The 23,752-nt window shown below is 59.0% G+C and carries 30 protein-coding genes; 14 read left to right on the forward strand and 16 right to left on the reverse strand.

The window, feature by feature from the left end; all coding sequences use genetic code 11:
- Positions 1 to 21 precede the first annotated feature (21 nt).
- Entirely contained in the window at positions 22 to 462 is a 441-nt protein-coding gene (locus tag JNJ45_04990) for a DUF1398 family protein (protein ID MBL8048017.1), read from the forward strand.
- Between the two features lie 247 nt (positions 463 to 709).
- On the opposite strand, the gene JNJ45_04995 is transcribed toward JNJ45_04990, so the two are convergent.
- On the reverse strand, positions 710 to 1,552 hold the full coding sequence (locus tag JNJ45_04995; protein ID MBL8048018.1) for a hypothetical protein: 843 nt from the start codon (positions 1,550 to 1,552) through the stop codon (positions 710 to 712).
- 56 nt (positions 1,553 to 1,608) lie between these two features.
- Between JNJ45_04995 and JNJ45_05000 the strand changes: the two genes are divergently transcribed.
- Genes JNJ45_05000 through JNJ45_05010 form a run of 3 tightly spaced genes read left to right on the forward strand, consistent with a single transcriptional unit; the run spans position 1,609 to position 2,879 of the window.
- On the forward strand, positions 1,609 to 2,103 hold the full coding sequence (locus JNJ45_05000) for a hypothetical protein (GenBank protein MBL8048019.1): 495 nt from the start codon (positions 1,609 to 1,611) through the stop codon (positions 2,101 to 2,103).
- Positions 2,104 to 2,106: 3 nt separating this feature from the next.
- On the forward strand, positions 2,107 to 2,502 hold the full coding sequence (locus tag JNJ45_05005) for a hypothetical protein (GenBank protein MBL8048020.1): 396 nt from the start codon (positions 2,107 to 2,109) through the stop codon (positions 2,500 to 2,502).
- Positions 2,503 to 2,504: 2 nt separating this feature from the next.
- Positions 2,505 to 2,879 carry a TfoX/Sxy family protein gene (locus tag JNJ45_05010; GenBank protein ID MBL8048021.1) on the forward strand — a complete coding sequence of 125 codons (375 nt, stop codon included), beginning with the start codon at positions 2,505 to 2,507 and terminating at the stop codon, positions 2,877 to 2,879.
- 75 nt (positions 2,880 to 2,954) lie between these two features.
- Here the strand turns inward: JNJ45_05010 and JNJ45_05015 are convergent, their stop codons facing one another.
- The 4 genes from JNJ45_05015 to JNJ45_05030 all read right to left on the reverse strand — a co-directional run bounded on the left by JNJ45_05015 (position 2,955) and on the right by JNJ45_05030 (position 5,655).
- Positions 2,955 to 3,614, reverse strand: coding sequence for a nitroreductase family protein (locus tag JNJ45_05015; GenBank protein ID MBL8048022.1), 660 nt, complete (start codon positions 3,612 to 3,614; stop codon positions 2,955 to 2,957).
- Between the two features lie 46 nt (positions 3,615 to 3,660).
- Positions 3,661 to 4,290 carry a DUF642 domain-containing protein gene (locus JNJ45_05020; GenBank protein ID MBL8048023.1) on the reverse strand — a complete coding sequence of 210 codons (630 nt, stop codon included), beginning with the start codon at positions 4,288 to 4,290 and terminating at the stop codon, positions 3,661 to 3,663.
- Between the two features lie 79 nt (positions 4,291 to 4,369).
- The gene (locus JNJ45_05025; protein ID MBL8048024.1) at positions 4,370 to 5,089 is read right to left on the reverse strand and encodes a hypothetical protein; all 720 of its coding nucleotides are present in this window, start codon (positions 5,087 to 5,089) and stop codon (positions 4,370 to 4,372) included.
- A 38-nt stretch (positions 5,090 to 5,127) separates the two neighbouring features.
- Positions 5,128 to 5,655 (reverse strand): hypothetical protein, encoded by a 528-nt coding sequence (locus JNJ45_05030; GenBank protein ID MBL8048025.1) that lies wholly within the window; start codon positions 5,653 to 5,655, stop codon positions 5,128 to 5,130.
- A gap of 74 nt (positions 5,656 to 5,729) precedes the next feature.
- Here JNJ45_05030 and JNJ45_05035 point away from each other — a divergent pair, with 74 nt between their 5' ends.
- Entirely contained in the window at positions 5,730 to 5,912 is a 183-nt protein-coding gene (locus JNJ45_05035) for a type II toxin-antitoxin system HicB family antitoxin (protein ID MBL8048026.1), read from the forward strand.
- A 70-nt stretch (positions 5,913 to 5,982) separates the two neighbouring features.
- The gene (locus JNJ45_05040; protein MBL8048027.1) at positions 5,983 to 7,488 is read left to right on the forward strand and encodes a M61 family metallopeptidase; all 1,506 of its coding nucleotides are present in this window, start codon (positions 5,983 to 5,985) and stop codon (positions 7,486 to 7,488) included.
- A gap of 55 nt (positions 7,489 to 7,543) precedes the next feature.
- Here the strand turns inward: JNJ45_05040 and JNJ45_05045 are convergent, their stop codons facing one another.
- Positions 7,544 to 8,095: a hypothetical protein gene (locus tag JNJ45_05045; GenBank protein ID MBL8048028.1), complete on the reverse strand. Its 552-nt coding sequence runs from the start codon at positions 8,093 to 8,095 to the stop codon at positions 7,544 to 7,546.
- Positions 8,096 to 8,105: 10 nt separating this feature from the next.
- Positions 8,106 to 8,468, reverse strand: coding sequence for a VOC family protein (locus JNJ45_05050; protein MBL8048029.1), 363 nt, complete (start codon positions 8,466 to 8,468; stop codon positions 8,106 to 8,108).
- Positions 8,469 to 8,528: 60 nt separating this feature from the next.
- Between JNJ45_05050 and JNJ45_05055 the strand changes: the two genes are divergently transcribed.
- On the forward strand, positions 8,529 to 8,804 hold the full coding sequence (locus tag JNJ45_05055) for a hypothetical protein (protein MBL8048030.1): 276 nt from the start codon (positions 8,529 to 8,531) through the stop codon (positions 8,802 to 8,804).
- 5 nt (positions 8,805 to 8,809) lie between these two features.
- Here the strand turns inward: JNJ45_05055 and JNJ45_05060 are convergent, their stop codons facing one another.
- From JNJ45_05060 to JNJ45_05090, 7 genes are all read right to left on the reverse strand, one after another.
- A complete protein-coding gene (locus JNJ45_05060) occupies positions 8,810 to 9,292 on the reverse strand; it encodes a DinB family protein (GenBank protein ID MBL8048031.1) in 483 nt (160 codons plus the stop codon).
- Positions 9,293 to 9,335: 43 nt separating this feature from the next.
- Positions 9,336 to 10,703, reverse strand: coding sequence for an MBL fold metallo-hydrolase (locus JNJ45_05065; protein ID MBL8048032.1), 1,368 nt, complete (start codon positions 10,701 to 10,703; stop codon positions 9,336 to 9,338).
- A complete protein-coding gene (locus JNJ45_05070; protein ID MBL8048033.1) occupies positions 10,700 to 11,230 on the reverse strand; it encodes a rhodanese-like domain-containing protein in 531 nt (176 codons plus the stop codon). Before JNJ45_05070 ends, JNJ45_05065 begins: the two co-directional genes overlap by 4 nt.
- A 57-nt stretch (positions 11,231 to 11,287) precedes the next feature.
- Positions 11,288 to 12,010: a sulfite exporter TauE/SafE family protein gene (locus JNJ45_05075; GenBank protein MBL8048034.1), complete on the reverse strand. Its 723-nt coding sequence runs from the start codon at positions 12,008 to 12,010 to the stop codon at positions 11,288 to 11,290.
- A 57-nt stretch (positions 12,011 to 12,067) separates the two neighbouring features.
- The gene (locus JNJ45_05080; GenBank protein ID MBL8048035.1) at positions 12,068 to 12,565 is read right to left on the reverse strand and encodes a sigma-70 family RNA polymerase sigma factor; all 498 of its coding nucleotides are present in this window, start codon (positions 12,563 to 12,565) and stop codon (positions 12,068 to 12,070) included.
- A 129-nt stretch (positions 12,566 to 12,694) separates the two neighbouring features.
- The gene (locus tag JNJ45_05085; protein ID MBL8048036.1) at positions 12,695 to 13,042 is read right to left on the reverse strand and encodes a hypothetical protein; all 348 of its coding nucleotides are present in this window, start codon (positions 13,040 to 13,042) and stop codon (positions 12,695 to 12,697) included.
- A gap of 30 nt (positions 13,043 to 13,072) precedes the next feature.
- The gene (locus JNJ45_05090) at positions 13,073 to 13,828 is read right to left on the reverse strand and encodes a hypothetical protein (protein MBL8048037.1); all 756 of its coding nucleotides are present in this window, start codon (positions 13,826 to 13,828) and stop codon (positions 13,073 to 13,075) included.
- Between the two features lie 151 nt (positions 13,829 to 13,979).
- Between JNJ45_05090 and JNJ45_05095 the strand changes: the two genes are divergently transcribed.
- The 3 genes from JNJ45_05095 to JNJ45_05105 all read left to right on the forward strand — a co-directional run bounded on the left by JNJ45_05095 (position 13,980) and on the right by JNJ45_05105 (position 15,717).
- On the forward strand, positions 13,980 to 14,639 hold the full coding sequence (locus tag JNJ45_05095) for a PEP-CTERM sorting domain-containing protein (GenBank protein MBL8048038.1): 660 nt from the start codon (positions 13,980 to 13,982) through the stop codon (positions 14,637 to 14,639).
- A 93-nt stretch (positions 14,640 to 14,732) separates the two neighbouring features.
- On the forward strand, positions 14,733 to 15,212 hold the full coding sequence (locus JNJ45_05100; protein MBL8048039.1) for a hypothetical protein: 480 nt from the start codon (positions 14,733 to 14,735) through the stop codon (positions 15,210 to 15,212).
- Between the two features lie 34 nt (positions 15,213 to 15,246).
- Positions 15,247 to 15,717: a DinB family protein gene (locus JNJ45_05105; GenBank protein ID MBL8048040.1), complete on the forward strand. Its 471-nt coding sequence runs from the start codon at positions 15,247 to 15,249 to the stop codon at positions 15,715 to 15,717.
- Here the strand turns inward: JNJ45_05105 and JNJ45_05110 are convergent.
- Positions 15,714 to 16,223 carry a DUF4256 domain-containing protein gene (locus tag JNJ45_05110; protein ID MBL8048041.1) on the reverse strand — a complete coding sequence of 170 codons (510 nt, stop codon included), beginning with the start codon at positions 16,221 to 16,223 and terminating at the stop codon, positions 15,714 to 15,716. The two genes, JNJ45_05105 and JNJ45_05110, sit on opposite strands and share 4 nt — an antisense overlap.
- 63 nt (positions 16,224 to 16,286) lie before the next feature.
- Here JNJ45_05110 and JNJ45_05115 point away from each other — a divergent pair, with 63 nt between their 5' ends.
- The 3 genes from JNJ45_05115 (at position 16,287) to JNJ45_05125 (ending at position 20,066) form a co-directional block, all read left to right on the forward strand.
- Positions 16,287 to 16,709 (forward strand): transcriptional repressor, encoded by a 423-nt coding sequence (locus JNJ45_05115; protein ID MBL8048042.1) that lies wholly within the window; start codon positions 16,287 to 16,289, stop codon positions 16,707 to 16,709.
- Positions 16,710 to 16,718: 9 nt separating this feature from the next.
- Entirely contained in the window at positions 16,719 to 18,917 is a 2,199-nt protein-coding gene (katG, locus tag JNJ45_05120) for a catalase/peroxidase HPI (GenBank protein MBL8048043.1), read from the forward strand.
- Between the two features lie 87 nt (positions 18,918 to 19,004).
- Positions 19,005 to 20,066 carry an NAD(P)-dependent alcohol dehydrogenase gene (locus JNJ45_05125; protein ID MBL8048044.1) on the forward strand — a complete coding sequence of 354 codons (1,062 nt, stop codon included), beginning with the start codon at positions 19,005 to 19,007 and terminating at the stop codon, positions 20,064 to 20,066.
- Positions 20,067 to 20,128: 62 nt separating this feature from the next.
- Here the strand turns inward: JNJ45_05125 and JNJ45_05130 are convergent, their stop codons facing one another.
- Positions 20,129 to 23,122 (reverse strand): S8 family serine peptidase, encoded by a 2,994-nt coding sequence (locus tag JNJ45_05130; protein MBL8048045.1) that lies wholly within the window; start codon positions 23,120 to 23,122, stop codon positions 20,129 to 20,131.
- Positions 23,123 to 23,206: 84 nt separating this feature from the next.
- Here JNJ45_05130 and JNJ45_05135 point away from each other — a divergent pair, with 84 nt between their 5' ends.
- Positions 23,207 to 23,737, forward strand: a complete 531-nt coding sequence (locus tag JNJ45_05135; protein ID MBL8048046.1) for a thioredoxin family protein — start codon at positions 23,207 to 23,209, stop codon at positions 23,735 to 23,737.
- Positions 23,738 to 23,752: the final 15 nt, after the last annotated feature.

Here is a 23,752-nt window from a genome sequence, read left to right on the forward strand (position 1 = left end):
GTTATACTGCCACACAAGACAATGAGCATAGCCATCGACAACCTTCAATCTGCCTTTGCCCACGCCGAATCGATTCGACCGAAAGTTGGCGGGTTTCCCTATCTTGCCGAGGTCTTGCGCCAGGCGGGGGTGAGGCGAAACTTCTGGTACCTGCCTTCGTGCCAAAGCACCTTCATCACGAGAGGGGGCGCGGTCACGATCCAAGGGGAGCCGTTGGTGCAGGGCATGGTGGAGGTTCCCGACTTCGATCAGACGGCGCTCATTCGGGCTCTGCGCGCCGACCAGGCGGGCGAAACCACGTTCCCGGAATTCTTACTCGCGAGTTGGCAGGCGGGGGTGGTCCACTACGATGTGGATTTCGAGGCCCGGACCGTTTCTTACTATGGAGTGGACGGCGAAGTTTACGTGGAAGAGTATCCGGAGGTCCGCCTGACCCACGCTCAACTTGAGATAAGAACGTAGCCCCCGGCGCCGCGACCTGAGAAACTGAGCAGTCGCCAGTCTCGCGAGCGTTCAGACCTCACTGCAGAGTCGGCTCTACACCGACAAGTAGACGAGAAGCTGCCTGCGGACAATCTTCCATCGCCGAACACCCCATCCAAGGCGTCGGGTCACATCGGTGAATTGTTGACCGTGTGTATCTGCGACCGTCTCCTCAAAAACCACCCGCCACCAGGATGTCACGTTAGGTCATGCGCGACCGAGCCACTTAATGCAATCGAGGGTCGAAGTTGACTTCTTGCAGGCTTTTCATGCTCTTCCGCCACAGTTCCTCAAACCCCCGGGAAAGCGGTTCTGCCAACACCCTCGATTTCATCATCACTGATCCGAAGCGGCGGTCCGCCAAGAAGGGGTTGTCGAGGCTAAGAATCACCGTCTCACCATCAATCACATGAAACGGGTGCCCGAGGAGACCAGCATAGCGAACGCCCGTCGTCGAGCGGAGTTCGGCTCGATATTGCTTCAAAAACTTGATCAGCTCATTGGCATCGCGCGGGCCGAAACCAAACACAATTCGGTGCTCAATAGAGCAAGCTTCCAGGTTTTTCCTCACGGACTTCAAGATGTTCAACCCCCTTGAATCCGACTTTCGTATTGCTTCGATATCAGGCAGTTCCATGTACGAAATGATCTCCGAAGACGCCGAGGCCAGGAGCGATAGATGGCGCTGCACGTGTTGCTGCGCGCCCAAGGCAACCTCAGCAAATGCAGAGGCGGGCTGATTTTCGCCCTGGGCTGCCTTAATCATGTCTACTAGCGTTTGTGACTGGGAGGCTACAGAATCTGCTTGTTCGCGGGCTATTTCGGAGATCTTAGCGACTGCTTCTTCCACGGAGAGTGCGGCAAACTGCCTCGGGCGAGAACGCTGAATCGTGATCAGGCCGAGCTTGGCAAGTTTCTCCGTTGCAGAGTAGATCTTTGAGCTCGGCACCGCCCCTTCTTCGCAGAGAGTCGCGGCATCTGCGATTCCGCGCTTAAGAAGCGCAACAAATGTTTGACGCTCGTACTGCGTCAACCCTATCCGTTCAAGCAATTCAAAATCTTTCGGCAAACTACTCCTTGTAGTAGTAGATTGTGATGTACTTCCACTGCGATAATATTGGAGTCATGAATAATCAAGCATTTGATCCAAGAAAAGACGTAGTTGAGCGACTTGCATTTGCCCGTCAGTTGTTCGGAGCGGACATCCATGCCATGAGCAGTGATGATCTTGCCGCCACCTGTGGCGGGCAATCCCGCTGTGGCTACGACTTCATTTTTGAAATGGTCGGCTTCTTCGACACATTCGGTGGCTTACTTAAGAACGGACCCTCCGACATCGAAGGGCCGCAAGGCGGTTGGGTTCGCGCACCCAAGGAGTTCTGCGACAAGGCTTCGGCAGTCGCAGCAATGAACGCTTCCGCCGACAATTTTACTGAGGCTATCCTGGCCTACACAGGCGATTTCGTTGCGGATGTCTTCCCCTCGCCGGTCGGCCCATTCACTCCTCTTGGAATGGCAAACCTGGCAGTCTGGCATACGATGTACCATTCAGGACAGCTCAACTACATCCAGACGGTCCGCGGCGACGTTGCTTTCAACTGGATTCCGGGGGATAACTAAGGCATGCAAGCCTCCGTGATGCCCATCGTTTCAGTGAAGTCGGTGGACGACACCCGGAATTTCTATGTGGACAAGCTCGGTTTCGATCACCTTATGGCAGTTGTAGGGAACGACGGTCTTTTGGAGTTCTGTACAGTTTTACGAGAAGGCGGTCGACTGATGTTCAACCGTGCAACTACGGAGCAGAGCGGTATGCCTGCAACGCAGTTCTATTTTCAAGTGTCCGACGTCGGGGCCTATCGCGATGAACTCGTCTCTTCGGGACTGAATCCCTCGCCGCTCGAAGACATGTGGTGGGGTGATCGAGTGACGATCGTCGAGGACAACAACAATCTCAAACTCTGGTTCTATCAACAAGTCGGCGAAGTCAAGCCTCCGGAGGGCATGAAGATCGTCTAGCAATGCCTTACAACACCGACCTCGCTGATCGCCTTCGCCAAGTTCTTCAGCACCTTAATCTTAAGGCGGGAGAAGTACTTGGCGAGACTAAGATGTTTGGCGGACTTTGCTTCACGCTCAATGGAAAAATGCTCGTTGGCATCGACAAGGATCGACTCGTGGTGAGGTTAGGTGACGAAGACTTCGCGCGTGAGTCGCAGGCAGGTCGAGCGTTGCCGATGGATTTGACGGGCCGACCACTCAGGAACTTTGCGTTTCTTTGTGAAGGCAGTTTCGAAACGGAAGCTGATGTCCTTAACTGGGCAGAAATGAGCGCGAGGTTTGTCCGCGAACACATGCTGAACAAATCAGCGAAGCAAGGTCGGAAGCGAAGGTAGACCCCGGCGTGGACGGCGTTACGAGGAAGAATATCCGTGTTCTCGCTTGAGAGACGGTGAAGTTAAGCCCGGCGCTCAGCGAAAATCACAAATCTCGTCAAGGCTCTTGCGAGCGAGGTCGGGGACGGTGCAGTCATCCGCGGGATAACCCACTGGCAGCAGCACGAACGGCTTTTCGTTGGCGGGACGGCCGCAAATGTCGCGCAAGAACGTCATCGGCGCGGGGGTGTGGGTCAAGGTCGCCAGCCCCGCGCGGTGGAGGGCCTGGATGAGGAACCCGACCGCGATGCCGACCGACTCGGTCATGTAGTAATTCTTCCGCCGGGTTCCGTCCGCCAGAACGTCATAGTCGCGGCGGAACACCACGATGAGCCACGGCGCGTCGGTGAGGTGGGCCTTGACGAAATCCGTTCCCAGGGGCAGCAACGCCTCGCGCCATTCGGGCGTGATGCGCCGCTCGTAGAATTCCTTCTCCTCCGCCTCGGCCGTTTCTCTTATCCTCTGCTTGGTGTCAATATCCGAAATCGCGACGAAGTGCCACGGCTGCAAGTGGGCTCCGCTGGGCGCTGTGCCCGCCGTCATGATCGCCAGTTCGATGGTCTTTCGCGTCACTTCGCGCGAAGAAAACATGCGAATGGTCCGCCGCTCGTTCGCTTCTTCATAGATCGCCCGCATCCGAGCTTCGGATTCTTCGGCGCTGACGGGTTTGGAGCGGTAAGGGATCGCGTGATACACGGATAGAACTTACCGCCATGTCGCCCAGCGCAGCTACCTCACTTCCTCAGGGGCGTCGCCGTCGCAAGAGGGCAGCGGCGCCAAGACCCAAGACGGCAAAGGTTCCTGGTTCGGGCACGGGCACCACGGAGACGTTATCCAAGAATCCGCCATGGAATGGCTGACCGACGAATCCGTCTTCAAATTGAAGAATCGAGCTTGACGACGTTGCCGTGACGACGTACGACTTGGTCATCCAGTTCAGGTCATTTTGGGTGGTATCGGTTCCGTCAATAAGGTCAACGAACGATCCGCCAAAGGACACTCGCATCGAGTCGTCCGCGTTACCAGCCGCGACAAAGGGGTTCGCCGCGTAGCTGAACGACAAGGTGTATTGCTGACCGGCAACCGTCGCGAGGCTCTGGGAAATGGCACCGGAAAACCCGCTTTCGACCTCGGTGTATTGATTACCATCGGCTGCGACCCAAAACGGGGCGCGGGAGCCAATCCAAATCCACTGAGAGCCACTCATTGTCCAGCCGGTCGCAACGGTTGAGTTGCGCGTGTACAAATAGAGTCCAGTACCATCGTCGAGAGTCGCGACAACATTGGGACTCTCAAACGACCCGTTGATCACCTGGGCCGAGCAAATGGCAGCGCACGAAAGATGCGCGAACAACAAGAAATTTTTCATCATTTTTTGGATGATAAGTGATTTGGAGAGGGAGGCAGCCTAGCATTTATGCCGGTTTACGTCGTTGAGGGGCCACGCTGAGTCATAAGCTCTCAAAGCTGTGGCCGCCTTCCCAAGTGCCCGAGGAGCGCTCCACGCTGCACCGGGCGAAGGAACTCCGGGGGTTCCCGAATCCACCGTCGCGGTGACGTTGCAACATGTCGCGGTGTACGCCGGGGCCGTACATCGCGTCGCGCATTTCGGCAAAGCTATTCCAGATGGTCACGGTGAGGCCATCAAACTCGCCGCCATCCAAGAAAAAGGTCTGCTGAGAGAGGAGTCCGGCCGTGGACGACATGGACATGCGGACGGCGCTGACGCCCTCGCCAAAGGCCGCGGCCGCCTTTTGCCAACCCTCAATCCGATCGAAACCGACGGTGATGAGCACTACGAATCTGCCCGGGGGCACGCCCTCGGCCGAGCAGTTGTAGATGAGTCCGGGATTCTCGGGGGCAAGGTAGTTGACTTCGCCGATGTGCCTTGTCGGGAGCAGCACTAAGCTGAAGGTTTCCTTGGCCGACTGCGTCCAGGGGCAAATCTCGGCGTGACGCTGATGCATCTCTGCGGCAGAATCCAGCGAATCGTGGAGGCCGAAGATCGCGAACGTGTAGCCGCTGCGCTCGCTCACCGGCGTGCTAGCGGCGCGCCCGTCGGCGCCGATCGCGCGAAACAGCGTTCCCGCAGGCGGCGGCCCCGCCCATTCGCCGGCAACCTGAACCGTGTCGAACCGAACCAGGGTCAACGAAACGTGCGTGGCAAGCATGTCCAAAGGTACCTGATCACCCTTGTCGGCTTTGCCAATTACCAAGAAGGGAAGTCCTTACAATACGTCTCCCACAAGTCGCCCTCGGGCGCGGGGGGCGTTGAGGAGGGAGCGAGGATGGAGCGCTGAAGTTGAATCTGCCCGGCGTGATAATGGTCGTGATTTGTCACGGTGGCGATGAGCTTCCAGGCCGGCACCAATGAGCCGTCAAACCGCAGGTGATCGGCTTCAAAGTCCTCAACATCCGCCCACGAACTCATCCAGTAGGTGTGCGCCTCGTGTAGCCAACCCACCACGGCTTCGAGGTTCGGCCACAGGGAGTCGACCTTGGGAGAGAGTTCGCGCCATCGCACCTCGGTGTTGCGGAAGGCGACGCTGCCATAGATGATTTTGCCGTTGGCGACGTGGGCAATCTGGCTCAGAATCGAGCCCTCGGAGTGGAGGTACTGTTCCGGTTGCAACTCCACCGCGGCCCAGGCCAGGGGTTCGCTCAATCCCTCGATAGATTCCAGAAACGTGGACCAGGCCAGGTTGGCCAGTTCAATCAAGTGAGCGCGGTCGGTCATGTTGGTTATCTTACAACGAAGCGAAGAACTGAATCTGCGTTGCCAATTGCGCGTCTTAGGCTCATAATCAGGATATGGAATCCGTAACCCTCGTCTTTGAAGCAGCCGAGGAAGGTGGGTACTGCGCCTACGTTGCCGAGATTCCAGGTGTGAACTCGCAGGGCGAAACCCTCGCCGAGGCGAAGGCAATGGTCATCGAAGCTTTGAAAGAGATGTTGGCCTATCGGCGGGAAAAGGCGAAGCCCTTGTCTTCGTAAGAAAGTGCCATTCCTGGCTCCTTGATAGAACTGCAGAGGTTTCGTGCCCGCGTGCCAAACTTATCTCGTCATGTTCCTTCTTCCCGCGCCGATGGCGCTGCCCATTGATTACCACGTCACGCCCTCGGCCGACCTCAACACAGTCGTAGTAAGCATGACCATCCCCTGCGAAGGCGAGACGGTGGACATCGCGATGCCGGCTTGGTCGCCGGGCTACTACATTCTGGAGAACAACGCAGACGCGATCAAGAATGTCTCCGCGACCGCCGCCGATGGGCTGCCGCGCGCCGTGAGCAAGCCCCGCCCGGACACCTGGCACATCGATACCCTCGGCGCAAAGTCGGTCGTCGTCAGTTACAGCCGGGCAATTTCGCACGAAACCGGCCGCATGGGAATCTTCAGCTCCGACCCCGACACGATTCACTACGGCGGGCCCTCGATGTACATGTACGTGGTGGGTCGCAAGGAGACGAAGTGCAACCTCAGCTTCGCGCTCAGCAAGGATCAGCAACTCGCGGTTTCGCTGGAGCCGCGTCCGGAAGGCGGTTTTGAAGCGCCGAACTACGATGTACTGGCCGATTCGCCGGTGACCCTGGGTAAGTTCCGAACGGCCAGTTATGTGTCGCGCGGGAAGGAGCACACGCTTGCCATTCGCGGGACGGCCCGCGATCGGCTGAACCTCGATCGCACGCTCAAAATGACCAAGTTCATCACCGAAAGCGCGACCCACTTTTTTGGGAGTGCGGCCCCCTACAAGCGCTACGTGTGGCACATTTGGGCTGGCGATTTGGGCGATGGCGCCGGAGGGTTAGAACACGCTTCTTCGAGCCAGGACTTTCTCTCGCTTGTGCAAGGGCCGGCGTCCATGCGGGGCCTCAGCCACGAATACTTCCACCTGTGGAACGTCAAACGCATCCGATCGGAGTCGCTCGGCCCGTTCGATTACACACGGCTTCCGCGCACTGGCTCGCTGTGGTGGCTGGAGGGCGTGACTGACTACTACGCCAGCCTCATTCCGCACCGATACGGATGGTACGGCGAGGCCGAGTATTTGGATGATCTTTCCGACCAGGTGAGCAGCGTGCGCTCGAACCCTAAGCGGCTGGAGGTGAGCCCGTTTGAGGGCGCTTTCCGGGTGGCCGACGCGGCCGACGGGCGTGGCAACAGCAACGGCTTTGGCGTAAATTACTATCCCACCGGCTGGCTTTTGGGCCTGCTCTTCGATGTTGAGATTCGGGCGCGCACCGGCGGCAAGCGGTCGCTCGATGATGTCGAACTCGCGCTTTGGAACATGTGCAAAGACGATCGCCCCGGCTTTGCCGAGAGCGAATTGCGACGCCAGATTGTGCGCTTCGGCGGAGTGGACATGGGGCCGATCTTCGACAAGTGGGTGATGACGCCCGGCGAACTGCCAGTCGAGGACGTGTTGCGCCAAGTTGGGTTAGACGTGAAAACCGAGGGTAAGAAGGTTGTGGTGACCGAGGCGAAGTCGGCTTCGGCGGCGCAAGTGAAGCTGCGCGAGGGTTGGTATTGGGGCAAGCTCAAGCGCCCGAGCCGCTTAGTGGATGGAAGCTAAATGCCCGAACGAGCAAATTGACGTTGCCTCGACTCGGTACACCGCGGATTGAACCTTACCTGGCAGCTTCTTTCGGCGGCGAAACTGAGTCCGCGATGCGGCGACGAAACTCGTCTTCTAAGCCAGCTTTCTGAAGCGCTTCCCGGAACACAAGGTAGTAAACCATGCCATCCCGTAAGATCCAGCCATCCGCACTTTCAATGGCCGATTTCATCGCGTGCCAGGGGATAACGATTTCAATGTCCAATGGGCTCAAAGCGGCGAGTCCGTTAGCACGTAGCTCCAAGGGTTTCTTCGGGACAGAGTGCAGCTGCTCGAAGTAAACGACACTGGTACTAATAGCTACGGTAACTAAAACGACGGCCGCACCGAAGCTTATGCTTAAGGCTGGCAAAAACATGGTGGAAAAACCTACATCATAGGACATCATCGTGGCGACGAAATCCGTCACAACCATGGAGCAGATCAGCAACATGATCCAGTAAAAAATAGCCCGCAATGTCCAGTAGGCCCACGACATTCGGTTCAACTTCCATCCCACCCTCTGCAACGTCTTGCCGGTGGCGGTGTTCTGGAACTGAAGTGTTGAAACAGGTTGATTGTCCATGGACGTTGCTTTAGTGCGACGAGAACAGCTCGATGCAATTGCCGGAAGGGTCTTCGACGAGCACTTGGCGGCCTCCCGGGCCGGAGATGGGCTCGTTGCGGAACGTCGCCCCGCCTACCCTGAGTTTGTCCACTAACTCGTCGAAATTGTCCACCTCAAGCACGATGCGGTTCCAGCCGCCGGGTTCGGGTGTGCGCCCATCAGGCATCGGCTTTGCCGCCGAGGAGATCGGGCCGGCCAACCAAAGGCGTTCGTCGCCGAAGCTCATGATCGCCATTGCTGGCCCCCACTGCTCTTCCAAAATCATGCCAAGCTGGTCGCGATAAAACGCGACGCTCGCATCCACATCGTGCACCATGTATCGAGTCGCCATTCGTGAAATCCTTTCCCGAAGTGTAGTCGATTCCGCGGCATGGTTCGGTAACATGCGATCGTGACTTACGAAGAATTGATGCAGGTAGTTGCCGGTCTTGAAGGCGAGGTGTTGCAGACGAAGCGGGGAAACAAGTTCACCGTTGGCCAGCATAGGAATTGCCTCGTGGTAACGCCTGCTTCCACTGGGCTCCCAAGAAATATTGCCAAGTCGGATGTCGTGAAGTTTGTAAAAACTTACAACGAATCCAGGAGTCTGCGGCCGGCAGACTACCAGGACGTCACCTACAACTCCTCGTACTATGTCGTGCTTGCGGCGATCTACGAGAAGGGTTAGGCGGTTTAGTCTAGATAAATCTGCTGGTCGTCCCAGCATGTTTGCAGGTAATCAATCTGGCCGAGGTGGAGGGTGGCGTGCCAGCCGGGCAGGTTCATCAGCTGCCGCATCGAGAACGAGCCACCTTGCCCCGCCAAAAGGTCCATCTCAACATCCTCGGGCGAAAGACCATCCAGGGCGGCGAGCACCTCGGCCGTGCCCGCGCGGAACACGCGCTCCATTTCTTCGCGGCTCGTGATGGCCATTTCCTCGGCCGCGCGCTCGGCTAGCCAGGCGTCAATGTCGTGCGGGTTCGGAAGTTGGCGGGTGCGGATCATCTCGGCAAATCGCCCGGCGTAAAGCGCGGTGTGCGCCGCCACCCGCAACGCCGACTTCGCGCTCGGCGTGGGAGTGTAGTTCAAGCGGTCGTCGGGCACGTGCGCAAAGTTGCGCAAGAATATGTCCATGTTGCTGACCGCCCGTTCTTTGGCGAGTTCAATCGGGTCCATCACCCTGAATCATGCCACATGGTGTGCGTTCGGCCCCGTGACACTATCCGGCAATAACGAGTGCGGGGCATTGTTTGGCAACGTCCCGTAGTCCACCTATTAGCTCGGCGACATTCGACAGTCCAGCTCTTTTCAAAATCGAGAGTGCGATGGGTGATCGAGCCCCGGACGCGCAGTGAACAACGATTTTTCGGTCTGTTGGTAGTTCGCCCACCCGCTGCGCTAAGTAGCCTAGTGGAATGTGGATGGAGCCGCGCACAAGAGACTGTTGCCGTTCATTGAGATTCCGAATATCAAGCATGACCTCAGTTCCGGTCAATTGCCCACACGCGATGGTCGGCACCATTGAACCGCCTCCAGTTAGATTCGAGGCTTCCATCCACCCTGCCACAACATCCAGACCAATCGTGGCAAGGTCTCGAGCGGCGACGTTCGCTTGCCGTTCAGACTCCGCGAGCAGGGTCACCGGGACCTCGTATTCGAGCAGCCAGCCAGCCCAGTTGGTGAGGCCGGTGCCGCTTGGGATAACTAGGGATCCGGCATGGTAGTCCGATCTTGAAACATCTTTCTTCCGAACATCGACCAGCATCCCTTCGACTTCCATGAGTTGCGCTAGTTTCGGCATCCCGGTAAGGATCGGCGGGCCTGCTTTGTTTAGGCGCTTCATGGTTTTGAAGTAGGGCGGTGCGTCTGGTTGACCGCTTAACACGGTAGCAACAAATGTCTGTTCGTCAGAAGCCGAAAGCGCCCAGTTTGTTTCACGCTCATATCCCAAACTCGAAACGGGACTTCCACCAAGAGACTTCCCACAAGCTGACCCAGCACCGTGACCCGGCCAGATAAGAAGCGAATCTGGCAGGTCACGGAGTTTTTGAACTGAACGGAATAAGGAGCGAGCGCTTTCCTCCATTGTGCCGGCCATGTTGGCCACAAGCTCCAGCAAATCGGGCCGGCCAACATCACCAACAAAGAGGAAATCACCCGTGAACAAGGAGTGCGGCAGTTGCCCCGCGGGATTGTCCGTTAGCAAGAAGGACAGATGTTCTGGAGTGTGTCCCGAAGTATGAATCGCTTTCAGGGAGAGATTTCCGATCTGAATCACGAAGCCGTCGGTGATGAGTCGAGCGCCCTGTTCATCGGCAAAGTCGTACTTCCACTGGTCATCGCCCTCATCACTAAGGTACATGGTTGCACCTGTCGCGGCGGCAAGCTCGCGTGTCCCAGAAACGAAGTCAGCATGAATATGGGTTTCGGTGACGGCCGTGATTCGCAGGTTATGCTGCGTAGCGGTCTTAAGATATTGAGCAATATCTCGGATCGGGTCAATGACAATTGCTTCGCCAGTCTCCCCGCATGCAACTAGATAAGACGCCTGCGCAAGATTTTCGTCGTAGAAATGGCGGATGATCACGCGCTTCGTACCTCAGAGGCCGTTCCTTGGCTTTTTGCAGATCGATTCCAGGGAAGCTTTGCTAACAAAAGGGCCATACCGCAGATGTTGGTGAGGCCTGCGAAGCAAAGCCCGGCGCCAATCGCCATCGTCAAGTAAACCCATCCAGGAGCGCTGGTGACGGTCATTACCGATCCGAGAAGGACCAGGAATCCTGCACCCAATCTCACTTGACGCTCGAGTGACCAGCGCGAGGAAGTCGAAGATACGACGGGACCGCCTGAGTCGATCCAGGACTTGGTGCCCCCTTGCACCAGCAGCAAGTCACCGTGATGCTGAGAAAGAATGTCGCAGGCGAGTTGGGCACGCGCACCCGATTGGCAAAGAATTGCGACTGGACCTGAGCTGAAATCCATGAGGCGGCCCTCCAGTTCCTCAAGCGGAACATTCAGTGCATGGGGAACGTGGCCGGCGGCATACTCTCCCGCGGATCGCACATCAATCAATTGCAAAGAGTCGTGGTTATCAAGGCGAGCCCGAAGCTCCATTGCGGTAATTATCTGGTGTCCCATGGTAAGGAAGAGGCGCGTGAATAACATAGTGATTCAGGTCAATCGGAAAATCATGAGAGCTCCGACGCTGATCACCAGGTAGGCGAATGCAACTCGAAGCGCTCTTACCGGTACAACGTGGCGGCTAGCTATCCCAACGGTCAGGCCAACGAGGGCTGCACTTGTCACGGCCAGCAGGAAGGACCAGGGGATCGAACCGGAGAGCTCACTGGCAAATCCGGCTATTGATTGGAGGGCAATCACAAGGAGGGAAGTGGGAATTGCTTGCTCCATGGGCAAGTCCATCAACAGAGTGAGGACCGGCAGGATAAGGAAGCCGCCGCCCGCTCCGAGGGTGCCGCTGATCAGGCCAATCCCAAAGCCAAGTGTCAACACTTTGCCCGTCTTTGGGCCTTGGGATGATGGTGACGACGGTTTCCAAAGCATCTTGAACCCGACAAGGAGCATAAGAATCCCGAATCCCGCCAGGATCAATTGGTCCTTTGTCCACCAAAAAACCTGCGCCGGAAGGTTTGGAATGATCGCTTTTCTGGCGAGAACGGCCCCGGCCATTGAGGGCAGAGCGAGAAGGGTTGCCGCCTTCATTTGGGTTTGCCCTCGAACAACACCGGAGGTCGCACCAACCAGACTGGTAACTCCCACGATGAACAGTGAATTGCCAGTCGCCGAAGTAGCGCTTAGACCGAACAATCCGGTTAAGATCGGCACCGTAAGAATTCCTCCTCCTCCGCCGAACAGTCCGAGCAGTATGCCCATGGCAAAGATTGCGAACCACCCCATGTCCTTAGAGAGACGGCGTTTCCCGAAACTGATTCAGGTACTGCAGATCGAAGTATCTAGAGACTGCCGGACGAGAACCCGAGCGCGAAGGAGTCGCGACTTGGCCGCGTTGTGCGTGATGCCAAGGTGCAATGCGGCCTCCACGACGGTTTGCTCTTCGAGTTCGCACGCCACGTAAATCTCCCTGTATATGGTGGGGAGTTGCTCAATCGCGTCCTTCACACAACCTTTGATAACCGCCGCGTCGAATTCGGATGCGTCATTCAATAAGTTGTGCTCCTCGGCGAACTCGAGAGCCGTGTGAATTTCTTTGTGGTGGCGCATGCGAGCGCAGACCCTAGCGCCGATGGTCCCTAGCCAGGTTCGAAAGCCCTCCTCGGATCGCAGTTGGTCATGGGCCTGAAAAGCCAACATCAGAGCCGTGGCGAGCGCATCCTCGGCATCCTCGCGATGGTTACAAACTCGAATCATCTGTCGATAGACTGCGTCTTTGTGACGATTGGCCAACGTCTCGAACGCCGACGCATTCATCGGTATCCCTCTCGGTCTTGTTCTTTGGCGAGTTCAATCGGCTCCATAAACGCCATTTTCCCCGAGCTAGGCGCGCCCGCGCCATGCGGTGGTCGGCGGCTTCAAGTGCCCGATAACCTCCCGATAAACTTAGTCTAGTTCGAGAGTGACGGTGGCCAGGTGCCGCGATGCTTGGGGCCGTAAGTAGGCATCGTTGGAACGACATAGCCCCCAGCCATACAGCGTTTGCGTCTGGCCTGTGGCGGTGATCACGGTGACAAAGCAACGCCCCGAGATGATCGCGCTGCACCCCTTTTTCCCGTACGAAAACCCGACTCTGGCCAGCCGCGAAATGCCGTAGCGCACGACCTTTTGCTCGCCAAGGCAAACATTTCCAAGGCCCTCGTGAACCTCAAACGTTCCCGGCATAGCCGCGAAGGCCGCGAGGATCGCAAGCAACCCTCCGACAACCACCGCGACCCAGAATTTGATTGACATCGTCAAAACCTCAATCCTGGTGTACAGCGGTTACGGAGTAAACGTGCGCGACGACGCCCGGATTCCTTTTCGCAAGACCGCAACCATGGCCAGCCCCAACGCAGCGAGCCCGGCCGGCTCCGGAACGACGGTGTACTCCAGCCGCGGTTTCGGGGTGGTTGGTGCGACCGCGCCGGTTGGGTCCGTGAACGAGAACAGCAGTTGGTCGGTCAGCGGCGGATGGCCAGCGAGCGTGGTTAGTCGGCCAGTCGCGGCCCACTTGCCCGTTCCCAGCCGAGCCTCGTTGAGCTTGATGAGGGCGGCTCCGCTGAGCGTGAGCACCAGATCGGTGCCCATCGAATCCACCGAGACGGTGGTCAGCGTATACGGCATTCCCGTGCCGAAGGTGCTCCACATCATGGCCGCCACGGAGGTCGGAATTACCGGCGTGGAGATGTCATCGGCAGTGAACGGCGTGTCTGTCACCAAGTAGTCCTCGGTCGGGTCCGGGCTGATGTAGCCGAAGCCTCCGTCCGGCGGAAACTTTGGGACATAGAGCTTGAGCTTGGCCGAGACGATCGGTCCGGCTGCGCCGGAAACATCAAAGAGAAAGAAGTTGCGCCGCTCGGGAATGATCGTCGAGCCGATGAACGTGTTGCCGACCGCATGATTCTGGAACCCGGGGCTGTTGCTCTTAGTCCCGTCAGCGAAAAACACCCCGGTGAGATAGGAATCGATCTCCACCGCCCGGGCAGGTACGGCCGCCAGCGCGATCGCCCCCACGCAAAGAACCTGAAGCTTCTTCATCAATGGCGATTATAAGAGATCATTCGCCGAATGACATGCCCCGTATGAAAACCTGGTAATCCGACCCCGCAAAATTGGCATCTAGCAACTTTCTCGGGCAAAAGTGAAACATTTCTTAACAAAAGGCTCTCAAAGGTTTCGGGAGAAAGAAATGAACTTTCACAAAATTATTGTCGCCGCGGCGTGCGCCGCACCGGCCATGGGTTTGGCCCAAATCAGCATTTACGACGCCTCTTACCGGCTGGAGGCCGACGCTCGATCCGGGGCTTCGTTCGATACCCACACCGCATTCCTCAACAACATGGGGCCGGTGCAGGGCTTCGGCCAGCAGATCGACTCCTTCGCTAACCAAGCCTCGAGCAATGTGCATACCTTTGCCAGCGCCGCCTGGAACTGCAGCCCGACGACATTGAGTCTGTCCTTGGTGGCGTGCTGGGTTTCCGTGGACAACGGGGCCGGGAATAGCGGGCACATGATGAGCCGTGCCACCTTGGGCATTGATGTTCCGAGCGTACATGCCGTCACGACGATGGCCCAATTCGATCCGCCGAATTCGTTCACCGAAATCGACATGCTGGTGGGGACGACCTGGGTGCTGCACGTCAGCCGGACGCAGATTCAGAACTATTCGGGCTTCTGGATGCCTGGCAGCTACCGGTTGCGCTCGCAGCGGCTCTATGACCGCACCGGGAATTCCACCGGCTGCGTGCCGTATTCCTTTGGTCTAACGGCAACGCCCGTGCCCGAGCCGGGCGGGTTGCTCGCCTTGGGCTTGGGTGGCCTTGCGCTTCTCCGTCGCAAACGCGCTTAAGCGTGCTGCGGAGATCTTGCCGTCGCGGTATGGAACGAGCGAGGACTCGAAACGATCCGGGGATGCTGAACGTCACATCTTCTACGCACTGATATGAAAAAAGCCAGCATCCTCGCCACCATCACCCTCGCCCTTTCGCTCCTCCTCATGTGGGGGTTTGCGGCGGCCGATGACGCCCCGCTCGACGCCAAGAAACTGCGCGAGATGTTGGGTCAACTTGGGCACACCGTGAAGGACCTCAATACCGAGGTCGGCAAGGAGAAGTATTCGGTCGATTTCAAAACCGAAAGCCTCAACATTCCTCTGGGGTTCGAGATCAGCCCGAGCAAGAGCTTCGTGTGGATGACGGTGAACCTGGGGCCGGCGCCCAAAACCGGCGACGACATGACGCTGCAACTGCTGAAGCAGAACGCGAAAGTCCAGCCCACGTTCTTTTACATCACCGATGGCGGCTCGCTGATGGCGGCCATGGCAATTGACAACCGCGCAATCTCGAACGCTGTTCTTAAGGCCCGTTCGGAGAAGATCACCGCCGACGTCGACAAAACCCGCAGCGTCTGGCAAAAGAGTTAACCACGGCCACGCTAGCGCGTGGTAAGACTCGGGCATGCATCCGCTGCAGCTACTGATTCAAGCCATGGACACCGCTCATTGGGAGTTGGGCGAAGCATTTAAGGGCATGCCCAACGCCGACCTGTGGCGACGGCCCCACCCGAACCTGTGGAGCGTCGGTGAAATCGCCAGCCACATCGCTTACGGAGAGGACCACAACATCGCCGGCGGAAAGGTTGGCGGACGCTTTGCCGAAGCGCATCAGCGATATTATCAGGGCCCGCTGGACGAGCCGCTGGTGCTGCCCATGACGGCCAGCGAAGTATACGAAGAGGTGAAGCGAGTGCACCGCGCCGTCATGGCCGAGTTCGCCGCGATGAACCCCGATCCCGAGGCGATTAATCCGACTCGGCCCGACTGGACCTGGCGCCAAACCTTGGAATACATGGCGTTCCACGTTGCCTACCACACGGGCCAAATCTACTCAGCGCGCCACATCATGGGGCACGAAACCGAAGACAACTAGTCGAGGTCAATGGCCGCGCGGAATCCGCGCGCGCCATAGTAGGACTGCGCTCCGTTGTGATAGATGAACACCCGGCCGAAGCGGCGGTCACCAAAAATCGCGCCGCCCAAAACGCGCATCTCGGCCTCGGACTGGAGCCAGCTCGACGTCTTGAGGTCAAACTCGCCGTGCATCTGGAGTTCGATGTATTCGCCCTCGGCTAGCAGCCTCACGCCCATCTCGGCGGCCATGTCAATGGCGGTGGTTTTCGGCGGGTGGTCTTTGCGCGATTCGAGCCCTTCGCGGTCGTAGCAGCAACTGCGGCGGCCGGTCGGGCTTTCGGCTGAGCAGTCCACCACTGAGTGTTGGCCCGATCGCCAGCGAACGACATCGGGCTCGCCGCCGCTCGCTTCCATGTGCGCAATTGCATCCCAATGCGGCTCCAGCAGGGCCGCTGCGTCGGCCCAACTCAGGCCCGCATGGCGGCTCATATTCTTCTCAAAGCGCTCGCGAAACTTTTCAATCACGATCCAAGGCTACCTGGGGAAAAGTATCTGTACTCAGTCCACAAAACCAGATAGACTAGCCGTATGCACGCCGATGTGGAGTCCCGACTCCGCCACGCAAACCTTCGCCTCACGGCCCCGCGCCAGGTGGTGCTGCAGGTGGTGGAAGGTGAAGGCAAGCATCAGGATGCGGAGTTTATCGTGCGCGCGGCCCGCGTCAGGTTGGCGAAGATCTCACGTCAGGCGGTGTACAACAACCTCAACGCTTTGGTCGCGGCGGGAATTCTACGCCGGATCGAACCGGCCGGGCGGCCCGCTCTGTATGAAACCAGAGTAGGTGATAACCATCACCACCTCATCTGCCGGACCTGCCACGCCACGGTGGATATTGATTGCGCCGTCGGGGCGGCTCCGTGTCTGCAACCCAACCTTTCTCATGGCTTCGTCATTGACGAGGCCGAAGTCGTCTACTGGGGGATCTGCCCCCACTGTCAGTCCAAGTCCTAACTTCAAACTATGTCCAACGAAACCAAGTGTCCTTTTTCTGGCGCTCCTCTGCCGGTGGCAGGGGGCGGCGCCCAAAACCGTGATTGGTGGCCAAACCAGCTCCGGGTTGATCTGCTGACCCAGCACTCCGATCGCTCGAACCCCTTGGGCCAGGACTTTGACTACGCGGCGGAGTTTGCGAAGCTCGACTACCAGGGTCTGAAGAACGATCTGACCGCCCTGATGACCGACTCGCAGGATTGGTGGCCGGCGGACTTTGGCCACTACGGGCCGTTGTTCATCCGCATGGCGTGGCACAGCGCTGGGACTTACCGAATTCAGGATGGTCGAGGCGGCGGTGGTCGCGGGCAACAGCGGTTTGCGCCGCTCAACAGTTGGCCGGACAACGTGAGTCTGGATAAGGCGCGCCGCTTGCTATGGCCGATTAAGCAAAAGTACGGTCAATCCATCTCGTGGGCCGACCTCATGATTCTCGCCGGCAATGTCGCCTTGGAGAGCATGGGATTCAAGACGTTCGGCTTTGCCGGAGGGCGAGAGGACACTTGGGAGCCGGACGAGGATGTGTATTGGGGCCGTGAAACCAGCTGGCTCGGCGGCGACGTGCGCTATAGCCAGGGCTCGCCTGGCGTGGATGGTGAAGGCGTGACGGTGACCGACGACAACAGTCAGGCTCCCCATACTCGCGACCTGGAAAATCCTCTGGCGGCGGTGCAAATGGGGCTAATCTACGTCAATCCGGAAGGTCCAGATGGTAACCCCGACCCCTTGCTGGCGGCCAAAGACATCCGCGATACCTTCGCTCGGATGGCGATGAATGACGAGGAAACCGTGGCCCTCATCGCGGGCGGGCACACGTTTGGCAAATGTCACGGCGCGGCTGCTACGGACCATGTCGCGGCGGATCCGGAAGCGGCTGACCTCGAATCGCAAGGGTTCGGCTGGCACAACTCCTACGCCTCGGGGCGGGGCGCGCACACCATCACGAGCGGGCTGGAAGTTACCTGGACGACCACCCCCGCCAAGTGGAGCCACAACTTCTTCGGGAACCTGTTCGGATTCGAATGGGAGCTCAGCAAGAGTCCGGCGGGCGCACACCAGTGGGTGGCCAAGGGCGCGGAAGCGACGATCCCCGACGCGCATGACGCGTCCCTGATGCACCGCCCAACGATGCTCACGACCGATCTTTCGCTGCGGTTCGACCCGATCTACGAGCCGATTTCGCTACGATTCTTGGCCGACCCCGCGGCATTCGCGGATGCCTTTGTGCGGGCGTGGTTCAAGCTGACCCACCGCGACATGGGGCCGCGCTCGCGCTACCTGGGGCCGGAAGTTCCGAGCGAAGTGCTCGTGTGGCAAGACCCTCTGCCAGATGCTCCCGAAGCCACGTTGTCGGCCAGCGACATCGAAACTCTCAAGGCCAAGGTGCTCGCTTCCGGCTTGTCTGTCGCCGACTTGGTGCACACCGCGTGGGCGAGCGCGTCCACCTTCCGCGGGTCGGATAAGCGAGGCGGGGCAAATGGCGCGCGAATCCGGCTGGAGCCGCAACGAAGCTGGGAGGCCAACGAGCCCACCCGCCTCGCGAAGGTCCTCGAAGTTTTGGAAGCCATTCAATCGGAGCATGGCCAGGTGTCGCTGGCCGACCTCATCGTCATCGCGGGCAACGCTGCGGTCGAGGCGGCGGCGCTCGCCGCCGGTGTGCGGGTGGCCGTTCCGTTTACACCGGGCCGTACCGATGCCTCAGCCGAGCAAACCGACATTGAGTCATTCGCGGTCCTGGAACCTGTGGCCGACGGATTCCGCAACTTCGAAAAGCCGGGTCTTCGCGTGCCCGCCGAGGCCTGCCTGATTGACAAGGCGCAGCTGCTCACGCTTACCGCGCCGGAGATGACCGCCCTCGTCGGTGGACTCCGCGCGATTCAGGGATCGTTCACCGAGCGACCGGGTGAGTTGACCAACGACTTCTTCCGCAACCTGCTGGACATGAGTACCGAATGGGTCGCGGATGATGCGAGCCGCCGACGGTTCTCCGGGCGTTGCCGTCAAACCGGCACCACGAAGTGGTCGGCTAGTCGCGTGGACCTGGTGTTTGGTTCCAATTCGGTGCTCCGCGCCATCGCCGAGGTGTACGCAAGCAGCGACGGAGCCGAAAAGCTCGTGCGCGACTTCGTCGCCGCGTGGGCCAAGGTCATGCACCTGGACCGATTCTAGAAGGTCGCGAATCTGCCGGAGGGATGATGAAAATTCCCTCGGCTATACTGAGATCACAGGGCCGCGGTCTCGCGTCCCGCAACTCCTATGTTTGAAGTCAAGGCTTACGCTGCCCAATCAAGTTCTTCACCTCTCGATCAAACCAGCATCCCGCGCCGCGCGAATGCGGACGACGATGTTCAGATCGAAATTCTCTTTTGCGGCATCTGCCACAGCGACCTGCACACCGCGCGCGACGAGTGGAATGCGATCATGCCCACCGTTTATCCCTGTGTTCCAGGCCACGAAATCGTGGGCAAGGTCACGAGCGTGGGCGCGGGCGTCACCAAGTTTAAGGTCGGCGACACCGTTGGCGTCGGCTGCCTCGTGGACTCCGATGGGACGTGTCCCAACTGCGCCGATGGCTTCGAACAGTTCTGCCCGAACGGCACCTTTACCTACAACGGAGCCGATCGTCATGGCACGGCGCCGGTGACGTACGGCGGCTACTCCGAGTCGATCGTGGTCAAAGAGAGCTTTGTTCTCAGCATTCCGGAGAATCTGGACCTCGCCGGAGCCGCGCCGCTACTCTGCGCGGGCATCACCACGTACTCGCCGCTCAAGCGGGCCGGAGTCAAGCCGGGCATGCGCGTCGGCGTCGTCGGCCTTGGCGGACTTGGTCACATGGGCGTGAAACTCGCCAAGGCCATGGGCGCGCACGTCACGGTGTTCAGCACTAGCCCCAGCAAAATCGACGACGCCAAGCGACTCGGCGCGGATGAGGTGGTCATTTCGACCGATCGCGAAGCCATGGCCGCTAAGGCTTGGTCCTACGACTTTATTCTCGACTGCGTGAGCGCCGAGCACGACATCAACACTTATGTGGCGTTGCTCACGCGCGGCGGCAACATGACCTTGGTCGGCGCGCCGCCCAACCCCATGCCTCTCTCCTCGTTTGCGCTGCTTTTTGGCAACAAATCCGTGGGCGGTTCGCTCATCGGTGGCCTCGCCGAAACGCAGGAGATGCTCGATTTCTGCGGCAAGCACAACATCGTCAGCGACGTCGAAGTCATCCGCATGCAGGATGTGAACGAGGCTTACGAGCGCATGCTACGCGCCGATGTGAAGTACCGCTTCTGCATCGATATGGCTTCGCTCAAACAAGCCTAACGCCAACAAAAAGCGGCCCGCTCATGTAGAGCGGGCCGCTTTCTTGTGTCTACCAGTTCGACTTAGTTGTCGCCGACCAGGTCGAAGTTCGTCGCCAACAGCGTGTAGTCGGCGATGTCGATGATGCCATCGAAGTTCAGGTCGGCCATCGCGTTCCAGTTACCCGAGCTCGGTACGGCATCGAAGGCCGCAGCGAGCGCCGAGTAGTCGGCGATGTCGATGATGTTGTCATCCGAGATGTCCGCCGTCTTCAGCGCCGGGTTTTGCCCGCTGAGACCGCCTGCGCCCACCACACGGTTCGTCAGAACCCGTCGCAGAGTGCGGTCGCCGCTGTAGGCCACGTCGTACGTACCCACCGGAACGCTCGCCGAGTAAGACCCGCCGGCGCCCAGAGTAACGGTTGACGTGTAGAGCACGGTTTGCGTGCCGGGCGAGCGGAACTGAATGACCACCTGCTTGCCAACCGGGTTGGCCAGGCCTTGCCAGCTCACAGCGCCCGCATAGGCAACGGTGCCGCCAATCGGTTCGCAAGGTTCGCCGACGAAGGTCAGGTCATCAATGTAGACGCCGTCACGCACCACGCTCACGTCGGTCGTCAAGCGGAACTTCAACTTGATGTTCGAGCCCGAGACCACCGAGGCGGTGTAACCGTTCCACGACTCGGCTACGCCGGTGAAGGCGGCCCCTTCAGTCCACGAAGCGCCGTTATCCGACGAAGAGAGGACATGCAGGTAGTCGTAGTTGTTTTCCAGGTTCATCCACATCTTGAACTGAGCCTGCGGGTTGATCATGTTTGGAAGCGAGGTCTGACCGTTCTGCGTGAGGTCAATGCTGAGATCGTTCACGTAGTCGCCAGCCGGACTGTCGTGCCAACTGTTGCCCGGCGAAACGAATCGCGTGCCGACCGTCGCCCAAGGCGCATCCCCCGTAAAGGTCGCACTGCCGTCGAAGTTGTCACCCGGAGCCGTCACGTAGTTCAGCAAAGTGAGGTCGTCAATGTAAACGCCATCCCGCACGATGCTGGTGTCGGTGTCGAGACGGAACCGCAGTTGCACGGTTTGCCCAACATAGCCCGCGAGGCTGTACGAAACGGTGTGCCAGTCCGATCGAGTGCCATTGAGGCGACCCAGCGAGGTCCAGTTGGTACCGTCCGTCGAAACTTCGGTGTACAGGTAGTCGTAGTTGCTTTCCAGGTCGTACTTCGTGGAGAACGACAGTGCGATCGGCGTTGTCACCGTAATCGGCGCGGTCTTGCGCAGAACGATGTCGATGTTGTCGAGGTAGTCGCCCGCCGGCGAGTCGGTCCAGCTCTTCACACCGGAGTTGGCCGTCGAGGAGATTCCCCACGGACCCGATTCCACCGTCATGGTCGCCGCGCCTTCGAAGTCGTCGGTGCTGGTCGGCGCAATCGTCGTGTACGGACCGGCCGTCACGATGCCCGAAGGATTCCCGACGTTATCGAGTGCCTTCACCGCGATGTAATAGGTCTTTCCGGCGGAGAGACCAGTGAGGCTGATGTCCTGCGTTTGACCGCTCGCCACCGGAGCCGGGCTGGAAACCCGAGTGGCGGCATTGAAGTTGCCCGCGTTGATTGGCGAAGAGCTCACACGAAGATCGTAGGCGGCAGCGGTACCAACCGCGCCGTCATCACCCGAGGCCGTGATTTGACCCATAAACGCGCTATAACCGCGCTTGGTCATCGAGAGGCCGCTGGGCGTACCCGGGGCGACGGTGTCGTTGTCCATCGAGTTGTAAACGTTCAGGCGTCCGCTCACCACGCGGCCCGACAGGGCGGCGGTGGAGACCGCGCCATTCATCAGGCGAAGCTTGAGCGCCGAATAGCTGGCGGTGGGGAAGTAAGCCTTCAGCAGAGCCGCGGCGCCCGCCACGTGCGGGGTCGCCATCGAGGTTCCGCTAAACGATGCGTAGCCGTTGCCGGGGACCGTGCTAACAACATCGGAGCCCGGTGCGGCGATGTCAACCGAAGTTGCGCCGTAGCTGGAGAAGCTGCTCAGTTGATCGTCCTTCGTAATCGAGGCGACCGCGACCACGTTCGCAACATCGTAGTTGCTCGGGTAGTTGGCGGTGGTGTCGTTGTTAGACGCGGAGTTGCCCGCCGCGGCGACAAAGAGAATGTCGGCCTGCTCGGCACGTTGGATGGCTTCCAGCAGGAGTTGGCTAAAGCCGCCGCCACCCCACGAGTTGCTCATGATGTTGGCGCCGCGAACGCGTGCGTAGTCCACCGAGAGAATCGCGTTCGAAGTCGAGCCGGAACCGCCCGCACTCAGGAACTTCGCGGCGAAAATGCTGACGTTCCAGTTGACCCCAACGACTCCGATGCCGTTGTTGCCCTTGCCGCCGATGGTGCCGCTGCAGTGGGTGCCGTGGTCGTTGTCGTCCATCGGGTCGCCATCGCTGTTGACAAAGTCGTAGCCGTAAACGTCGTCCACGTAGCCGTTGCCGTCGTCATCCACGCCGTTGCCGGGGATTTCGCCGGGGTTGGCATAGGAGTTTCCGGCCAGGTCCTGGTGCGTGTAGTCAAGGCCAGTGTCAATGACGCACACCTTTACGGCGCTGCTACCAGTGGTCAGATCCCAAGCCTGCTCGGCGCTGATGTCCGCATCGGGAGCGGCGGTATCTTTGAGACCCCAGAGTACGTTGAGTTGCGGGTCGTTCGGCGTCAGGTTGGTGCTGACCAAGTAGTCCGGCTCGGCGACGCGCACGATCGGCTCGCCCTTAATGCGGCTAATCAACTGAATGGCATCCACGCCAGCCGGGACGATCAGACGAGAGAAATAGGGGTTGAGGGCGGTTTGATCTTCTCGCAGCCCGTACTTCGCGAGCACGGCTTGGCGGGCGTTGCCTCGCGATTGGCCATGGAACGCCACCAAAATACGGCTGGCGTCATAAGAAGGAAGTCCGTAATCGTTCTTGGGGAGCTGCGTCGTCAGACGATCGATCATCTTGACGAAGGAATTGCCTTGGCTCGAGGGTGTGATTTGACTGAAACTCACCGCCGCGGTGAGAACAAGCAGCGATGTTAGCTTGGCTTTCATAGGAATTCAGACGGGCTCGCGAGCCGCGTTAGTTCTAGTGTATCGCCGGATTCCTGTAAAACAAGAGTTTGGTAACATGCGCGTATGAAACGCCTGTTTTCTCTCGCGATCATGCTGGCCGTGGCTCCGGCCTTCGCCCAAACTCCCACCGCCGCTCAGGTAATCGACGCGGCAAAAGTCAGCGCCAAAAAGAGCGGCAAGAACATCTTGGTGATCTTCCACGCCAGTTGGTGTGGCTGGTGCCACAAGCTGGACGACTTCCTCACGAAGACTGACGAAGGCAAGCTGGTGGGCAAGGGACTGGAGATTGTTCACCTCACGGTTCTGGAATCCGAAAGGCACAAGGCGGATGAGAACGCCGGCGGCGTGGACATGATGAAGGCGTGGGGCGGCGAAAAGGCTGGTCTGCCGTTCATGGCGATTCTGGATGCGAAGGGCAAGTTGGTGATCAACAGCCTGATGAAGAAGGACGAGCAGGGTTCCAACACCGGTTACCCGGCCGCCGCGACCGAGGTCGCGCACTTCATTACGATGCTGGAAAAAGGCGCCAAGAAAATCAGCGCCGACGAGCGCGGCAAGATTGGGGCTTGGCTCACCGCCAACGCGCCGAAGTAACGAGACCGGCAAACA

This window comes from Chthonomonas sp., from assembly GCA_016788425.1.
Taxonomy (GTDB): Bacteria; Armatimonadota; Fimbriimonadia; order Fimbriimonadales; family Fimbriimonadaceae; genus JAEURQ01.

Coding starts and splice junctions, on each gene's coding strand:
- JNJ45_05060 (MBL8048031.1), bottom strand. CDS start 9,292: ATGGACCCGATTGAACTCGCCAAAGAACGGGCGGTCAGCAACATGGAC.
- JNJ45_05080 (MBL8048035.1), bottom strand. CDS start 12,565: ATGAATGCGTCGGCGTTCGAGACGTTGGCCAATCGTCACAAAGACGCA.
- JNJ45_05075 (MBL8048034.1), bottom strand. CDS start 12,010: ATGGGCATACTGCTCGGACTGTTCGGCGGAGGAGGAGGAATTCTTACG.
- JNJ45_05040 (MBL8048027.1), top strand. CDS start 5,983: ATGTTCCTTCTTCCCGCGCCGATGGCGCTGCCCATTGATTACCACGTC.
- JNJ45_05115 (MBL8048042.1), top strand. CDS start 16,287: ATGCACGCCGATGTGGAGTCCCGACTCCGCCACGCAAACCTTCGCCTC.
- JNJ45_04990 (MBL8048017.1), top strand. CDS start 22: ATGAGCATAGCCATCGACAACCTTCAATCTGCCTTTGCCCACGCCGAA.
- JNJ45_05025 (MBL8048024.1), bottom strand. CDS start 5,089: ATGCTTGCCACGCACGTTTCGTTGACCCTGGTTCGGTTCGACACGGTT.
- JNJ45_05045 (MBL8048028.1), bottom strand. CDS start 8,095: ATGGACAATCAACCTGTTTCAACACTTCAGTTCCAGAACACCGCCACC.
- JNJ45_05030 (MBL8048025.1), bottom strand. CDS start 5,655: ATGACCGACCGCGCTCACTTGATTGAACTGGCCAACCTGGCCTGGTCC.
- JNJ45_05020 (MBL8048023.1), bottom strand. CDS start 4,290: ATGATGAAAAATTTCTTGTTGTTCGCGCATCTTTCGTGCGCTGCCATT.
- JNJ45_05050 (MBL8048029.1), bottom strand. CDS start 8,468: ATGGCGACTCGATACATGGTGCACGATGTGGATGCGAGCGTCGCGTTT.
- JNJ45_05095 (MBL8048038.1), top strand. CDS start 13,980: ATGAACTTTCACAAAATTATTGTCGCCGCGGCGTGCGCCGCACCGGCC.
- JNJ45_05010 (MBL8048021.1), top strand. CDS start 2,505: ATGCCTTACAACACCGACCTCGCTGATCGCCTTCGCCAAGTTCTTCAG.
- JNJ45_05085 (MBL8048036.1), bottom strand. CDS start 13,042: ATGTCAATCAAATTCTGGGTCGCGGTGGTTGTCGGAGGGTTGCTTGCG.
- JNJ45_05100 (MBL8048039.1), top strand. CDS start 14,733: ATGAAAAAAGCCAGCATCCTCGCCACCATCACCCTCGCCCTTTCGCTC.
- JNJ45_05070 (MBL8048033.1), bottom strand. CDS start 11,230: ATGGAGCTTCGGGCTCGCCTTGATAACCACGACTCTTTGCAATTGATT.
- katG (MBL8048043.1), top strand. CDS start 16,719: ATGTCCAACGAAACCAAGTGTCCTTTTTCTGGCGCTCCTCTGCCGGTG.
- JNJ45_05130 (MBL8048045.1), bottom strand. CDS start 23,122: ATGAAAGCCAAGCTAACATCGCTGCTTGTTCTCACCGCGGCGGTGAGT.
- JNJ45_05090 (MBL8048037.1), bottom strand. CDS start 13,828: ATGAAGAAGCTTCAGGTTCTTTGCGTGGGGGCGATCGCGCTGGCGGCC.
- JNJ45_05000 (MBL8048019.1), top strand. CDS start 1,609: ATGAATAATCAAGCATTTGATCCAAGAAAAGACGTAGTTGAGCGACTT.
- JNJ45_05035 (MBL8048026.1), top strand. CDS start 5,730: ATGGAATCCGTAACCCTCGTCTTTGAAGCAGCCGAGGAAGGTGGGTAC.
- JNJ45_05005 (MBL8048020.1), top strand. CDS start 2,107: ATGCAAGCCTCCGTGATGCCCATCGTTTCAGTGAAGTCGGTGGACGAC.
- JNJ45_05125 (MBL8048044.1), top strand. CDS start 19,005: ATGTTTGAAGTCAAGGCTTACGCTGCCCAATCAAGTTCTTCACCTCTC.
- JNJ45_05105 (MBL8048040.1), top strand. CDS start 15,247: ATGCATCCGCTGCAGCTACTGATTCAAGCCATGGACACCGCTCATTGG.
- JNJ45_05135 (MBL8048046.1), top strand. CDS start 23,207: ATGAAACGCCTGTTTTCTCTCGCGATCATGCTGGCCGTGGCTCCGGCC.